This is a genomic window from Occallatibacter gabretensis (genome assembly GCF_001449115.1).
In the GTDB taxonomy this organism is placed as follows: domain Bacteria; phylum Acidobacteriota; class Terriglobia; order Terriglobales; family Acidobacteriaceae; genus Telmatobacter; species Telmatobacter gabretensis.
Map to the genome: position 1 here is coordinate 2,066,699 of NZ_LAIJ01000009.1, position 14,936 is coordinate 2,081,634.

At 58.9% G+C, this 14,936-nt stretch carries 14 protein-coding genes; 7 read left to right on the forward strand and 7 right to left on the reverse strand.

Going from position 1 to position 14,936, the window contains the following annotated elements; all coding sequences use genetic code 11:
* Positions 1-130: 130 nt before the first annotated feature.
* Entirely contained in the window at positions 131-421 is a 291-nt protein-coding gene (locus VO84_RS14970) for a hypothetical protein (protein WP_058188376.1), read from the forward strand.
* 28 nt (positions 422-449) lie between these two features.
* Here VO84_RS14970 and VO84_RS14975 read toward each other — a convergent pair whose 3' ends face one another.
* Positions 450-1,001, reverse strand: coding sequence for a hypothetical protein (locus tag VO84_RS14975; RefSeq protein WP_058188377.1), 552 nt, complete (start codon positions 999-1,001; stop codon positions 450-452).
* Between the two features lie 268 nt (positions 1,002-1,269).
* Between VO84_RS14975 and VO84_RS14980 the strand changes: the two genes are divergently transcribed.
* Together VO84_RS14980 and VO84_RS14985 are read left to right on the forward strand one after the other, a co-directional pair.
* Positions 1,270-1,827: a septal ring lytic transglycosylase RlpA family protein gene (locus VO84_RS14980; RefSeq protein WP_082662001.1), complete on the forward strand. Its 558-nt coding sequence runs from the start codon at positions 1,270-1,272 to the stop codon at positions 1,825-1,827.
* Positions 1,828-2,035: 208 nt separating this feature from the next.
* Positions 2,036-2,869 (forward strand): class I SAM-dependent methyltransferase, encoded by an 834-nt coding sequence (locus tag VO84_RS14985; protein ID WP_058188379.1) that lies wholly within the window; start codon positions 2,036-2,038, stop codon positions 2,867-2,869.
* Positions 2,870-2,920: 51 nt separating this feature from the next.
* Here the strand turns inward: VO84_RS14985 and VO84_RS14990 are convergent, their stop codons facing one another.
* Both VO84_RS14990 and lpxB read right to left on the reverse strand, forming a co-directional pair.
* On the reverse strand, positions 2,921-4,915 hold the full coding sequence (locus tag VO84_RS14990; protein ID WP_058188380.1) for a M1 family aminopeptidase: 1,995 nt from the start codon (positions 4,913-4,915) through the stop codon (positions 2,921-2,923).
* 38 nt (positions 4,916-4,953) lie between these two features.
* Positions 4,954-6,177 carry a lipid-A-disaccharide synthase gene (gene lpxB / locus VO84_RS14995; RefSeq protein WP_058188381.1) on the reverse strand — a complete coding sequence of 408 codons (1,224 nt, stop codon included), beginning with the start codon at positions 6,175-6,177 and terminating at the stop codon, positions 4,954-4,956.
* 113 nt (positions 6,178-6,290) lie between these two features.
* Between lpxB and VO84_RS15000 the strand changes: the two genes are divergently transcribed.
* Positions 6,291-6,695, forward strand: coding sequence for a VOC family protein (locus VO84_RS15000; protein ID WP_058188382.1), 405 nt, complete (start codon positions 6,291-6,293; stop codon positions 6,693-6,695).
* A 215-nt stretch (positions 6,696-6,910) separates the two neighbouring features.
* Here VO84_RS15000 and VO84_RS15005 read toward each other — a convergent pair whose 3' ends face one another.
* Complete coding sequence (locus tag VO84_RS15005) at positions 6,911-8,023, reverse strand: 3-deoxy-7-phosphoheptulonate synthase (protein WP_058188383.1); 1,113 nt, start codon at positions 8,021-8,023, stop codon at positions 6,911-6,913.
* Between the two features lie 378 nt (positions 8,024-8,401).
* Here VO84_RS15005 and VO84_RS15010 point away from each other — a divergent pair, with 378 nt between their 5' ends.
* Entirely contained in the window at positions 8,402-8,671 is a 270-nt protein-coding gene (locus tag VO84_RS15010; protein WP_058188384.1) for a hypothetical protein, read from the forward strand.
* Between the two features lie 152 nt (positions 8,672-8,823).
* Here VO84_RS15010 and VO84_RS15015 read toward each other — a convergent pair whose 3' ends face one another.
* From VO84_RS15015 to VO84_RS15025, 3 genes are all read right to left on the reverse strand, one after another.
* Positions 8,824-9,762 (reverse strand): DUF1684 domain-containing protein, encoded by a 939-nt coding sequence (locus tag VO84_RS15015; RefSeq protein ID WP_058188385.1) that lies wholly within the window; start codon positions 9,760-9,762, stop codon positions 8,824-8,826.
* A gap of 57 nt (positions 9,763-9,819) precedes the next feature.
* Positions 9,820-11,607, reverse strand: coding sequence for a VWA domain-containing protein (locus VO84_RS15020; RefSeq protein WP_058188386.1), 1,788 nt, complete (start codon positions 11,605-11,607; stop codon positions 9,820-9,822).
* A 71-nt stretch (positions 11,608-11,678) separates the two neighbouring features.
* A complete protein-coding gene (locus tag VO84_RS15025; protein ID WP_058188387.1) occupies positions 11,679-12,809 on the reverse strand; it encodes an acyltransferase family protein in 1,131 nt (376 codons plus the stop codon).
* A 161-nt stretch (positions 12,810-12,970) separates the two neighbouring features.
* Between VO84_RS15025 and VO84_RS15030 the strand changes: the two genes are divergently transcribed.
* A complete protein-coding gene (locus tag VO84_RS15030) occupies positions 12,971-14,137 on the forward strand; it encodes an HrcA family transcriptional regulator (protein WP_058188388.1) in 1,167 nt (388 codons plus the stop codon).
* Positions 14,138-14,303: 166 nt separating this feature from the next.
* The gene (gene grpE, locus VO84_RS15035; RefSeq protein ID WP_231737960.1) at positions 14,304-14,909 is read left to right on the forward strand and encodes a nucleotide exchange factor GrpE; all 606 of its coding nucleotides are present in this window, start codon (positions 14,304-14,306) and stop codon (positions 14,907-14,909) included.
* Positions 14,910-14,936 lie beyond the last annotated feature (27 nt).

Sequence of the window (14,936 nt, forward strand, 5' to 3'; positions counted from 1 at the left end):
GTTGGAACGAAAAATAGGAAGATCGCTGTGCTTTTGCATGTTTCGCGTTCGGATGCCGAGTTGTCAACCGCTATTCGTTTGAGGGCGCTGCAATAGACCGGTTGCAGGATTGCTGAGTAGACTCGCTGGTATGTTCGTGCGCAGGCTGGCGGTAGAGCGGGTGGATGCGACTGGGATGCGAGAGGCTTGCCCGGTAAAGTGGATCGACAACTTTGCGATGCGGAACTTTACGAACGACGCGATCTTTGACGATACGCTTCCGGTGGGCGATGGATTGCTGGAGGCAGGATTCCGCATTCCGCTGGACAATCTGACTGTGGCGATGGAGGAGTGGTTTCGGCGCAAGGGATATTTGAAGGCCGGGGAACGGCTGGAGGTTCGGGAATTAGAGCGTGCGGTGGTTGGCCAGGGCGGGGACTGAGGGAATTTGAGCCGCCTTGGATGCCGATTCACGGGGTTGAAGATGGGGTAGCGGATTGGGGCCGGGTCAGGCTCTGAAAGTCCTGCACGAGCCGGGCGATGGCGTCGTCGAGATTGCGGTCGTGGGTCTTCTGCAATAGAGCAACGTCCACTTCCTCAGAAAATGCCCAGAGAACATAATGACTGGGTCGGTCGTAGATTTTTACTGAGACGGTGGGCAGTGGATCTGCTGCGCCTTTTTGCTTGTTGGCGTTAGCGGGACCGAGCGGCGCCTGTACCTGGAACTCGAGGACAAGATCGGCTTCTGAGGGGTTGGAGACAATGTCGTACTGGCTCATGCCGCGAAAGGCGGAATAGAACTGATCGTAGCCGTGAGAGGTACTTCCGCTGAAGGGACTGGGGAAGAGACCGGCATCGGCTCCACCATTTGCGATGAAGAGTTTTCGTGCGGAGAGGATTGTAGTTGGGACGGGAGCATGCGGCCCGGCAGGGGTTTGTGCATGATCGAATGTTGCAGTGAGGCAGGCTACGATGAGCGCGATTTTAAGTGCACTGTGAGAACCAAGACGAAAGGCTTGCATGGGCGATCCTCTTTCGTTGATGAGGACGCTGGGCGGAGGGGGAAGGTTTCGCGGGCCGAGTGTCGGAGATTGTTTTTTGTGAGCTCGTTTCAGGCGATGAAAAAGGGAAAATAGAAGCGGCTGAGGCAAAAAAATCGCTCAAAAAGTAACTATATAACTCAAGTTATCTGAATAGTTTGCCGATATGGGATTGGCATTTTGGCCGGAAACGGACAGTCTGGGGTTGCCAAGGGGTGTCTTTACACCCAGATTTCGATAAAATGGGGGGATGGAAATTCGACGTGGTTCAGGAACCCCCAATCTGATGACTCCGCTCCGAATTTGGCTTCTGTCAGGTGTGACGGCGATTGCGTTCACTGCTGTGGCGGTGAACGTGTGGCTGGTTCCGGTGCATGCGAAGATCGCCCTGCCGAATCCTGGTGCGACTTTGGCAGCTACCGCGCCAACGCTGCAACATGCGGCACCCGTGAAGCCAAAGTTGACGCTTGCTGAGCAGCGCAAGGCTTTATTGCGCGGAATTGCAAGCTGGTATGGCGATGCCTTTGACGGCCAGACGATGGCGAATGGAGAGACCTTCGACGAGACCAAGATGACAGCCTGCCATCCGACACTGCCTTTCGGTTCGGTGGTGAAGGTGAAGAACCTGCGGAATGGCCGCAGCGTGATTGTGCGGATTACGGACCGCGGCGCGCTGGCTGCCGGAAGGATTCTGGATCTTTCTCATGCCGCGGCGGAGAAGCTGGCAATGAGCAACGCCGGACTCGCTCCGGTGGTGCTGGAAGTGCTTTCACGGGGCGACGGAGAACGGAGAGCGCCAAGTTATTGAATCCCAGAAAAATTCTGTGACAGAACGGCCATCGCACAGCGCGATGGCTGTTTTGTTTTTGCGCTGATGGCTACGATTCTCCCGATTTCTTTCGATGAATTGCACGGGCATTTACAAAGCGGAGTACAAAAATATACATAATTCGTGCGATATAAAGTCCATAATCCATAAAAGGCCCATAATAGCTTTGCATCAGGAGACGTCCTCCATGTCGCTCAACGCGGATCTGCCGCAACAACATGGTGTGTCCGACGCCGCATCGGTCAGCGCGGAACCAGTTGAATTACAGAAGCTGGAAAGCCTCGACGACGCGGCGGCGATCCAAGCCGCTTATTACAGACAGACAGCCGAGCGATATGATGCGATGCATAACTCCGAGGAGGGGCATGAGCATAACATATCGCTTGCGTTTATCGATGCCATCAGCAGCCTGTATCAGTTGGAAACGTTTCTGGATGTGGGAGCAGGCACTGGTAGAGGAGTGGAGTTTCTTACCTCCTGCGGGAAGAGCGTGAAAGGTATTGAGCCCGTGGCGGAGCTGATTGCAGCTGGTGAGCGGCGCGGTGTGCCCATGGGTTCGATTCTTCAGGGGAGCGGAGCGAGCCTGCCTTTTGCAGATGTATCGGTGGACGCTGTGCTGGAGTGCGGAGTTCTGCACCATGTGCCGGAGCCGGAAAAGGTGATTGCAGAGATGATGCGGGTTGCGCGGAAGGCGGTATTTCTCTCCGATTGCAACCGTTTTGGACAGGGGAGGCCACTGGCACGGCTGGTCAAGCTGGCGCTCTACAAGGCGAATCTCTGGAATGCGGCGCGGTACGTTCAGACCAAAGGGAAGATGTACAGCATCTCGGAAGGCGATGGGCTGTATTACTCCTACAGCGTGTACGATTCATACGCGCAACTGGCGGGCTGGGCGGACAAGATCTGGCTGATGCCGGCCCATGAAAGCGGAGCCAAGCAGGCCGGAAATTGGCTGCACCCGCTGCTGACTTCATCGCATGTGCTTTTGTGCGCGGTGAAAAGCGACGCGCAAAAAGCGTGATCAACTGAGGTAGCCACGGTGCTCGCGTGCGTGCGGCCGGGTGATTTCGAGCTACTCGGTTTCGGGACGGATGTACGGTTTCTGAAGGTACAGGCGAGCTTCGTTCAGGGCGCCCTGGGTGTTGTCGTTGGTCTGGACGGCGAGTCGGTACTGTTCTACGGCGCGGTCGCGCTGGCCGGTGAGATCGAAGATTTTGCCGATCTCGATGTGGCTCCAGACTTCGGTCCAGCGGGGCTCGTCGTCGCCGCGAAGGGCGTCACGGTAGGAGTTGATGGCGGACTGGTAGTTGTGCTGGGTGAGAAGAACTTCGCCGATGCGATAGCTTGCGAGCGAGCTTTGCGGGTTGGCTTCGAGGGCCTTCTGATACTCATTGAGGCCGCCGGTGAGGTCGCCTTGGGCGACGAGCTGCTGGCCTTTGAGAATAGCGATGCGGACCTGGAGATCGGGCGTCGATTTCAGGAGCCAGTTCTGCGGGTCGATGGTGATGCGGCGCGGGCGGCCAAAGGTGTCGACGACGTACTGCGATTCAGTACCGACGACATCGACGCGCTTGATCTCTGTCTTGCCTTCGGTTTCAACGCGCAGCTCGACGGGCATGCGGAAGAGATCGAGATCCTGGTTGATTTCGCCGATGGTACGGAAGCCTTTGTTATTGCCGAGGCGATAGACGGCGTATTTGTTCACGAATGTGGGCGCGCCGGTGCCATCGACCCACTGGGCGAAGAACGGCGTGAGGTTCTGGCCGGTCTGGGCTTCACAGACTTTGGTTAAATCAGAGGCGCGGATACCCTGGTCGGTGTATTGCGAGAGAGTGCCTTTGAGCGCGGCGAGGAATGGCTTGTCGCCGACTTCCCAGCGGAGCATGTGGAAGATCATGGCGCCCTTCCACTGCGTCTGGGACTGAAATTCGGGCGAGAAAGGGCTGAGGCGGCCCGCGGTGGAGAGCGGTGTGATGTCGTAGGCGAGCGCACCGGCTGCGACGTCCTGGAGAGCGGTATGCATGGCGCCCTTGCCCTGCTCATCTTCGACGTACATCAGCTCGGCGTAGCTGCTCATGCCGTTGGTGATCCATGCATCGGAGAGGGTTTTGGGGCTGACCTCAGAACCCCACCACTGACGGGCGAGGGTGTTGGCGAGAAGACGGATCCCGGATTTGTCGCCTGTGCGAGAACCCATGATGGCGGCAATCTCGGGGGCCCAGAAGGCCGGGAGCGTGTCATCGGGCAGCTCGACAACATTGATATGGGTCGTTTCTGGCTGGCCGAAGCTATCGGTGAAGAAGTTGAGTTCCTTGGCGGCGGTCTGGGCTAGCTGCTCGGCTGCGGAGCGATGGGAAACGGTGAGATAGACCTTGATGGGGCCGGCGGTGGCGGGGTCGACGTAGCGGCCGGCGATGACGGTGCCGGGAAAGCCAGGTTTGTTCCAGTTGAAGTCGTATTGGTCGCCGGGCTTGCCATTCGCCAGGCTCGCGCTATGCGGGGAGCCGGTCTGGCCGCTGGCGAAGACGCGCATACCCTGCGGGACGCGGATGTGCATCTGCGCTGTGAAACGGTTGGTCATGTAGCCGGTGGAGGGGAACCAGCGGGAGGGATAGAAGAGGTAGGTGATGGGCTCCTGAATGGCTGCGAGCTTGAGGCCTTCAATGGGGCCGTCTTCATTGCCGGTGATGACGCCCTCGTACTCAAAGGTCCAGTGGGCGGGGACGCCGGAGGAGACTGGAGAGTTGGGCACGATGCGGACGGAACCATCCGCTGTGCGCTCGCCGGTGAGGATCTTGCCGGAGTCGTCGGTGATCTTGGAGATTTTGAGGGCTGGATGGAAGCCGAAGTTGATGAGATCGGAGTTATCCGGCGCTGTGAAGGTGACGGTGACCCTGGCCTGCAGGTGGTGCGTGGCGGGGTCGATCTCGGCGTCAATGGTGTAGGCGGAAACGGTGAGGGTGGGACGCTCGATACGCTGGGCCGCAAGGAAATCGGTGGACAGCAGGATGAGAACGGCGAGGAGTGCGGAGAAGCGGCGGGAAGACGTGATGGTCGAGCTGGTCATTATTGGGATCCTTACGGCGCACAATCCTTGCGGGAATCTTAACTCTTTTGGGCGACAGCAGTGGCAGAGGGCGTAAGGGAGAGCTGTTGAAGGACGATTTCTGCGACGCGGTCGATGGCTGTCTGACCGTGAGGTGGATGAAGCATGCCCCGAAGAGCGGCTAGCCCCTGCATCATGGACGCTCGTTCGGGGCCATCGGATAGCAAGGGACGTAACTCCGTCACGATATTGGACGCGGTGAAGTCGTTCTGGATGAGTTCGGGGACGAGACGCTTGCCGGCGATGAGGTTGGCCATAGCAACGTGAGGGACAGTGACGACGCGCTTGGCGATGGCGTAGGTGAGCGGAGAAACACGGTAGACGACGACGAAGGGATTGCCGATGAGGGCGGCTTCTACGGTGGCTGTGCCGCTGGCGACGATAGCGGCGCGGGCGTGGAATAGAGCGGCGCGGGCGTCGGAGACGAGATGGACGGGCAGGCCGGGCGTATGTGCGGTGATGATCTGGTGGACTTCTTCACGCTGAATGGCGGTTAGCGTGGGAGCGAGTGGGAGAAGGAATTCCGGCTCGGGGTACTGGAGGCCGAGGCGCGCGTTTTCGGCGTAATCGTCGTAGAGGAAGAAAGCGGCTTTGAGCATCTCGGGGAGATTGGCGCGGATTTCCTTGATGCGGCTGCCGGGAAGTAGGCCGATCCATTGCTTGGCGGGATCGAGGGTATTTTCGGCGGCGAACTTTTCTCTGGTTTCAGTTGGGAGCGGTAAATCCGCTAACGGGTGGCCTACGAATTCTGCGTTGACCTTGTGCTCGCGGTAGAAAGGTTCTTCGAAGGGAAAGATGACGAGCATCTTGTCGATGTATTTCTGGACGAGTTTGATGCGGTGCTTCTTCCAGGCCCAGAGCTGGGGGCTGACGAAGAAGATGACCGGGATGCCAAGGCGGTGGAATTCCTTGGCGAGGGCGAAGTGGATGTCGGGGAAGTCGATGAGGATAGCGAGGTCTGGTTTGCGGCGGCGGATGGATGCTTTGAGCTTGCGGAATTCGGCGTAGATGCGCGGCAGGTGGCGGACGATTTCCGTGATGCCCATGACGGCTACGTCTTCTGCGCGGACGATGCGGTCCAGGCCCGATTCCACCATGCGCGGGCCGCCCATGCCTATGAAGTTCAGTTTAGTAGGGGACTGCTTGCGGAGGGATTCCATGAGCATTGCACCGTAGTGTTCGCCGCTGGCTTCGCCTGCCGAGATGAAAAGCGTTGGGGGCATGGTGCTTAGGTGATGATAGCGGAGCTGGTAAGAGGAATGGTTGCGGAGGTCTTATTTATCGCTGGCAATGGCTGGGGGTAAAGTTGTTGGATCGGTATGGAGGTGGATGGGGTATGACGGAGTGGTTTGCGCGCACTATTTTTCATGTGAGAGATGTTGAGGCTTCGCTTCGGTTTTATGTGGATCAGCTTGGGTTTACGAGTCCCTGGCGGTATGACGAGGATGGAAAGGCGCGCGTGGCGCAGGTGGATCGGCAGGGGGCTGCGTTGATTCTTACGAGCACCTGGGCTGATACCTCGCCGGAGAAGGTTGGCAAAGGGCTGCTCTTTATTTCGCTGAATACGGAGCCGGAGACGCCTGAAGCCGGGATTGCTGCGATTGATGCGGTGCGCGCGGAGCTAGAGGCTAAGGGCGTTCCGGTGAAGGATGGTTCGTGGGGATATCGGTTGATTGTGGTGGATGATTTGGATGGGAATCAGATCTTGTTTAATTATCCGCATGAGGAAGTTAGTGGTTAGTGGTTCGGAAAAGCTGGTTCTTCGCTTCCGCTAAAGAAAGGCTTCGTTCAGGACGGCACGGTCTGCTTCCCAGGTCCGAACACACGGAGCTGGGGCACCGAAGGCCGTGCTGAATTAACGAAAGGCAAAAGCAAGAACAACCACAGGTCCTTCGACTCGTTTGGCGCGGGCGCGCCAAATTTCGCTCAGGATGACAGCTTGATTCATCGATCTAGCTATTTTGCGAGGGCTGAGGCGGTGGTGTCGGCGGGCTGAAGCTGGGTGGCGGTGCGGCGGGAGCGGACTGCGGCTGCTAGCTCGGTGAGCATGCCGTGGGTGGTGGGCCAGTCGACGCAGCCGTCGGTGATACTTTGGCCGTAGACGAGATCACTGAGGGGCTTGCCGGCGATGAGCTTCTGGGTGCCTGCGACCAGATTGCTTTCGATCATGACGCCGAGGATGTCTCGGTTTCCTGCGGAAACCTGTTCGGCGATCTCATGGCAGACGATGGGCTGGCGGTTGTAGTCCTTGCTGCTGTTGGCGTGGCTGCAGTCGATCATGATGCGCGGGTCGAGACCGGCGGCGATCATGCGGCGGCTGACTTCATTGACACTGGCGGCGTCGTAGTTAGTAGTATTGCGGCCGCCGCGCAGGATGATGTGCGTGTCTCGGTTGCCGGTGGTGCGGAAGATGGCGGACTGGCCGTTCTTGGTGTGCCCAAGGAAAGTGTGCGAGATGGCGGCGGAGAGAAGCGCGTCAATGGCGATCTGGACATTGCCGGAGGTGCCGTTTTTGAAGCCGACGGGGCAGGAGATGCCGCTGACCAGCTCGCGGTGGCCCTGGCTTTCGGTGGTGCGGGCTCCGATGGCTCCCCAGGCGACGAGGCCGGCGAGGTACTGCGGCGAGATCATGTCGAGAAATTCGGTGCCGGATGGGACGCCCATCTCGTTGAGATCGAGGAGCAGATTGCGGGCAAGGCGCAGGCCGTCGTTAATCTGGAAGGATTCGTTGAGAAACGGGTCGTTGATGAGACCCTTCCAGCCGACGGTGGTGCGGGGCTTCTCAAAGTAGACGCGCATGACGATGCGGAGATCGCGTCCGAATTCCTTGATGGCGTTTTGCAGGAGACCGGCGTACTCGACGGCGGCCTTGGTGTCATGGATGGAACAGGGACCGACGAGAACCAGCAGGCGCGAATCGCGCTTGGCGAGGATCTGCGTGATGTCGATGCGGGAATTGAAGATGGTGGCGGCGGCGTTTTCCGAGACCGACCGCTCTTCCTCGAGGAAAATCGGGGGTAGGACTACTTTGTTGGAGAGAATCCGGAGGTCTTCAATTAGCGGCTGCATGGCGCAAGTTCCTGACTCTAATGTACCAGTAATCGAGGGCGGCACGGGGCCTGGAAGCACTGCCGGGCAGCCAAAGAACAGCGGTTCTTCGTTCGCCGGGGTGATGAGGCGAGGAATTCACATTTGCTGACTCCCTTGCCCGGATACAGATTTACAGAACCTGTGGGGAAGAATGGAGATGCGAAGATGTTATCCATTTATTTTTCATAGGTTTAAGCTCCTGCGAGACTTACAGATTTACAGAATTACAGATTCTGTGAGGAGCGAAAATCATGCATGTTCTGTTTGATTGATTCTGTAAGTTGTTTATATTCATGTATTTAATGGAGATTTTTCGCGGATATAAGGGTGCGAAAATGCAGTCAAAATGCGGTGAAAATGGCAATTCTTGAACTCCAATTCATGCGGAGATGCTCGCTGGGAGATCATTTTCGGCTGAAAAAATACGAAGGCCCGGTTCTTGAAGACCGGGCCTTTTTGACTTCAGAAAAGAGTATGGCACAGATGACGGTAATTTTGTGCAAACTATCTTTTGGCGTTTTGCACGAAAGGACAATGGACGAAAGTAATGTGTTGCTGAGGGACAAGGGAGCAGGGACAAGACAAAGGCGGCAAGTTGGCGCTGCGCGTGGCGAGTTGGCGGGTTAGCGGAAAGGCAACAGCAGGTCCTTCGCTTTCCACCCCAGCAAGCGAAGATCGCTTGCCGGGGCCCCGGCTCTCCGCCTGAAAGACGGCTACGGTCACGATGACGGTCGTTGCCGGGTGTGGGGACGATTCTGCTTGGGATGACAGCCGGATTTCTAGTGGGAGTAGCGCTGCTCGCCGGCCTCAATGGGGATAGTGAGGCGGTTTTGCGGAGGCGGGAGCGGGCAGGTGGCGTAGGGGGTGTAGGCGCAGGGCGGGTTGTAGAGCTGGTTGAAGTCGAGGATGAGGGTTCCGGGCTTGTCGAGGCCGTGATCGGGGAATGGGGTGCGGAGGAAACGCGCGGCTTCGTAGGTGGTGGTCTTGCTGGTGTCGTCGCGGAGGATGAAGAAAAGAGTGGAGTCGTGCGGGTCTTCAATGACGGGCTCGAGACGAAGGGTTTTGCCGTTGAGGGTGAATTCAGCGAGGCCGGGCGCGGGCAGGTTGAGCGTGGTGCCGATGATGGTGGGGATCTTTTCGGTGTGCCCAGGCGGATAGGGGATCCATTTGGCTTCGACGGCGTAGTTGAGGTCCGGAGCGTACCAGTGGAGGCCGTTGAAGCCAGTACGGGCGGGCGAGTTGGCGTCCTTGATGCGAAGGGCGTAGCGGTCGCCTCGCGCGAGGACAACCATGGTGATTCCGTGCCAGGTCATGGTGGAGGGGTTATCGCCGTCGGTCGTGAGCTGGCCTTCGCGGGCCGGTTTGCCGTTGATCTGAAAATCGGCGGGGAACCCGGTGGGGTAGGAGAGAAGCTGAATGGTTTTGCCGGAGACAGTGAGGATGCCGAAGTGCTCCGGGGCCTGAGCTTTGATGGGGACGGAATTGTCGGCTGCGGCGCCGAAGCTGTTGCCGCCGGATTTAAGCCATTCGAGGCCGATGAGCGTGAGCCAGCCGTCGGGCGCGGAGAGCTCTTTGTCGCGTTGCGCGCGCCAGACGGCGATGCGCTGCTTCCATTGGGCGGAGGCGTCGGCGGCGGTTTTGGGCGCGGCGGAGGTCTGCGCGAATGCTGCGGCGGTGGAAGCGAGGAGGGTAACGGCCAGGATTGAGCGCTTTAGCATGGCGTTTCTATTATGACGCTTTAAGCGGTACGGCGCAGGCCGGGAAGACGCACAAGTTTATTTGCCGGCCTGGTGCGGCGGGGCGACATTGAGAGGGATTTCGATGGAACCGGAGCGATTGCCGCTTTCGTCCACGATGGCGGCGCGGAGGAAGACGTAGCCGCTGGGGAGATCGATCTCCTGATGAAACTGGAGGCCGGAGGCAAGGTATTTCTGGTACTGCGCGGGATCGAGGGCGATGTCACCGCCGTCTTTGGCCTGATTGAGTAGCTTTCCGGCGGTGTCATAGGCGACGAGCACGAGCGAGAAGGCACCTTTGCGTGAGCCGTCCGCCTGCTGCGTGAAAGGGATGCCGTGGAGATCGACCGTCCAGTTGATGCTGTAGGGCGTGGTGGCGGCGTTGGCGGCGGGTTGGGCGTCTTCTTTGGGTGTGGCGCGGAGCTTGAAGAGGATTTGTGTCGATGAGGGTGCGCCGTGGAGCAGGGCGAAGGAGACTTCTGTTGGAGCGGGCATTCTGGCGGTAGATGGCAGCCTGGTGGGGTCTTCTGCGAAATAGCCGCGGCGGTAATCGAGGCGCGCTTTGGGGGAATCGACTTTGATGGCGATCTTGCGGAATTTGCCGTCGTAGGAGGTGTTGGTGGGGGCGTAGGCGATGGTGTAGTAGTGCGCGCCGAGCTGCTGTACGGAGCGGATGGCTGCGCCGAGATCGGTACTGGAATAGAAGGCACGGCCGCCGGTCTGGTCGGCGATGACGTTCATGGTTTCGTGGGCGCTGATTTCGTCATCGGCAGGGGTAGAAGCCCGCTCGAGAACGCCATTGGGGTCAGTGGGGGAGTTGTGCGGCGCACCATTCAACTGACGATCCACGTCAAAGTGGCTGTTCACGGATGGTCCGCCGGCGAGGACGGGGTAGATGGCTGCGCGAGCTTGATCCAGCATTTTGCTGGCAGCGGTCACTTTGTCGGAGTAATTGCGTGCGTCGGAGATGCTGGTGCTCAGTGTTGCCTGCCCTTGCCGGATTGTGTCCTGGGTGGTGACCGCGAGCGGAAAAGAGCCGGAAAACCAGATGACACTTTTGCGGCCCGGTAAGGCGCCAAGGTAGGTGGCAAGGCTGCCAAAGGTTGCGAGCGTTAACTCCATGCGGGCATCGGCGCGATAGGACCCTTCATTCGCCACATAATTTGCCTGCAGGCCCTGGGCTTCTGCCGCTATGCCGCTGCTGCCACCGCCGCCGAAGTTGGGCTTGGGGATGGAATCGGCGTAAGAGTCGTGGCCGGGATCATCCGTGAGGCGGGATTGCTTGGGCTTGGCATCAAGCTGTTTCAGCGCGGCGGTGAGGACGGCGGGATCTGTGTTGAAGCCCTGGACCATGCTGAGGTGTTCGTTGAGGGCGAAGATGGCGATCTGAATTCCCGGCGGGATCTGGTGGAGGTATTGGAGCATTGCGAGGCGCACCTTTGCCTGGTCGGCTAAGGGCGTATTGAGGGAGTCCATGAGCAGGATAAGAAGCGGACCGCGGGCGGGTGCTGATTGGAAGTTGGAGTAGACGTTGGGTGGGAGCTGGAGAGGCGCGGGTGGTGCGGGTGTGTTGGCTACGGGTGCGTCGTTGTGTTCCTCGAAGAATGCGATGGTTTGTGGCGCGCTGTTTTCGGTGATATGGAATTGATCTTTTGTAAGGCCCTGGATGGGCTGGCCGTTTTTGTCGGTGACGACGATGTCTACGAGGACATTGTTGACGGTCTGTTTGAGGATGGTTTGATTGTCAGGTGATGGGGGAGGCGCTTGGGCAGTGGAGAGCGAGGCAGCGACTAAGAAAGGAATGAGCGAGCCTGAGTGTTTCCGCATGAGTGAGAACAGCCTTCCGGACTCAAGAGATTGCCGGCTTCCATTATGACGTCAAAGAGCAACTACAAGTTTTAGACGATGCGGCGCAGGCCGGGGAGGCGGACGAGTGGGTCGCTTAGTAGCCAGCAGGCGACGATGGTGAGCGAGCCCGTGGCGGTGAATTTGATGAGCGCGGGGGCTGCCCAGCCATGAAGGAGCAGTGAAATGAGGACCAGAATTACAGGATGGATGATGTAGACGGCGTAGGCGCGGCGGCCGAGCCAGGACCACAGATTGGAGGGCTGGTTTTGCCATTTGCGGAAGGCCAGAAGCCATGCGGCGATGAGTCCCCAGGCTACTAATGGTTCCCAGAAGGCGTAGAAGATGGCGGACACGGAGAGGCCGCTGGGGACGTTGGATTTGCCGCTGCCGCCGCCGCTATGCGTGGCGAGGAAGTAGGTGGCGACGGGCATGGCAATCCAGAAGAGGGTGGCGCGGAGGATGGACAAGCGGGAGTTTTTCCATGTGAGCTGGCGGAGCCAGTCATGGCGCCATGCGGCGATGCCGAGGGCGAAGAGGAAGATGTAGCTGGAGAAGTAGGCGAGCTGGAGTCCCCATACATTGACGCCGACGGGTACGAACTGGCGGATGAGAAGCGCTATTGCTCCGACGGCGATGGCGCTGATGATCCACCAGATGTTGGATGGGACTAGTTTGGGTGCGCGTTCGGATTGGGTGAGCGGCGCACCGGCTAGTTTGCGCCAGAGGCAGTAGGCGAGGGAGAAGATGAGCAGAGCCTGTGCGAACCAGAGTGGGCCGTTGATGAATTGCTTGTGATTCCAGAGCCAGACGAAGGTGCCCCAGAAGCTGCGGCCCTGGAATGCTTCGACGATGGCGGCGGTGAGAGGGCCGAGGAAGAGACCGAAGGCCAACAGTGGGATGCCGAGGCGGAGGAAGCGATCGCAGAGGAAGCGGGCGTAGCCTTTGCGCTCCAGCGAGAGCGGCGTGAAGTAGCCGGCGAGCAGGAAGAAGAAACCCATGAAGTAGGCCTGATTGGTGGTGCAGAAGAGAATCAGCAGGCGGCTTGAAACGGAGGCGGAGGGATCGAGTTCACGCCAGAACCAGCCGCCGATAGCACCGTAGGTGAGGGCGGTGTGGTGCAGGATGACGAGGGCTGTCATGACTACTCGCAGGCGGTCGATGTAGAGCTCGCGTCCCGGCATTGGCCTATCCTACACGGAAATAGGCTAAACTCTATGCACACCTTGACAGTAACAGGCGCAGATTTTTACACTTATAGAGGATATCTTCATCTATATTTCGGCCAAGTTTATTATTTTGTTGTGCTTAGGCTGGGATTGGGAGGAAGCGAGGGTGTGGCGCGATGAGTGAGACGCGCGTCAGTACGCGAGAGCGGCTGGTGCTGACGGCCATCATCGAACTCTATATTGCTACCGGCGAGCCAGTGGCCTCGCAGGCGGTTGCACACGTTTTTGCGGACCGTGAGGGGATGAGCTCGGCGACTATCCGGAATGTGATGGCGGCGCTGGCTGATGCGAGACTGCTGGAGCAGCCGCATACTTCGGCGGGACGAGTGCCGACGGCGGCAGCATTTCGCTATTACGTGGAACAGATTACGCAGACAGGGCGCGTGGCTGCGGGAGGCGTGGCGGGCAGCGAGCCGGAGCGGAATGCTTTGACTCCCAACACGCTGAACGCGAATTCACTGAGTCAGGAGCGGCGCGAGCAGATTGAGGACAGCTTTGCCGGGGTTTCGAGCACGAATGATTACCTGCAGCGGACCTCGCAGATGCTGGCGCTGCTTTCTGGTGGACTTGGTGTGGCGCTGGCGAGCACGTCAGGAATACAGATACTGGAGCATATTCATTTTTCGCGGTTGGCCGCCGGGCGCGTACTGGCAGTGCTGGTAACGCAGGCCGGGGCGGTACACGACCGCGTGCTGACGCTGGATCGGGAGATGGCGCATGTGGAGCTGGAGACGGCGGCGCGGTATCTCAACGAGAGTTTTCGCGGCTGGCCGGTGGAGCGGATTCGGGTAGAGGTAACGAAGCGCATGGAGGCTGAGCGCGAGGTGTATCGCGCGCTGCTGACCAGCGTGGAAGAGCTTTGCCGGAAGGGTGCGCTGACGAGTGATTCGGGGCCGACACTGTTTGTGGAGGGGATGGCAAACCTCATTGCGGCGGAGGTGGATCGCGAGCGGTTGCGGCAGATGCTTATGGCTCTTGAAGCCAAGCAGCGGCTGGTGGAGCTGTTGACGGCGTACGTGGACGGGCGGGAGCAGGAGGTTCGCGTGGTGGTGGGCCTGGATTCGGCTTTGCCTGGAAGGGATGCGACATCGCCCGCGATGCCGCATGCCATGCAGGATCTTGTGCTGATTGGCTCACAGGCGCGGCTGGGCGATGCGAGTCAGGGCTCGGTTTTGGGAACGGTGGCGCTAATTGCGCCGACGCGCATCCAATACCAGGAGATGATTCATGCGGTGCGGTACATTGCGCAGCTCTCGGAGAGAATTGTTGGAACGAGGGAATAAGGAACTGAAATCAGGGATCAGAAAAACAAAGCAGGTCCTTCGCTACGCCTGATAACGGCTGCGCTCAGGATGACACTTATTTGTGGAAACCACGGCGAAGAGATGGAATCTATCCTTGAAACAACGAAGAAATATTGGTGAACAACTAGGGAAGTTTTGGAAACGTATGCCTGAACAGGAAATAGACGTGAAGGAAGCTGAAGCAAAAATGGGTGAGATGCAACCTGAGGGGCTGGAAACTTCGGCGGAGGCTGATGCGATTCAGCAGGCCGGAGATGAGAGTGTGCCTCGCACGGAGCTCGAGCAAGCGAAGGGCGAACTGGCGCAGATGAAGGGCGAGCGGGATCAGTTGCTGGATCGGCTGGCGCGGCTGCAGGCCGAGTTTGAGAATGCGCGCAAAAGGGCCGAGCGCGAGAAGACAGAGTTTCGGGATTTTGCAACGGGCAACGTGGTGGAGCAGTTTCTGCCGGTGCTGGATAACTTTGAGCTGGCGTTGAAATCGACGGGTTCGACGGAGCAACTGCGGAGCGGCGTGGAGCTGATTGTGAAGCAGATGGAAGAGGCTTTGCAGAAATTGCAGGTGACGGCGATTCCGACCGTGGGCGAGCCGTTTGATCCGCGGGTGCATGAGGCCCTGGGTCAGGTGGAACGCGAAGATCTGCCGGATGAACATGTGGCTGAGGAGATTCGGCGCGGGTACAAGATTCGTGAGCGGATGCTGAGGCCGGCGATGGTGCGTGTGGTGTCGAACCCCAAACAGGTAGCGGATTAGGCACTGGGGCTAAAGCCCCATCATCTG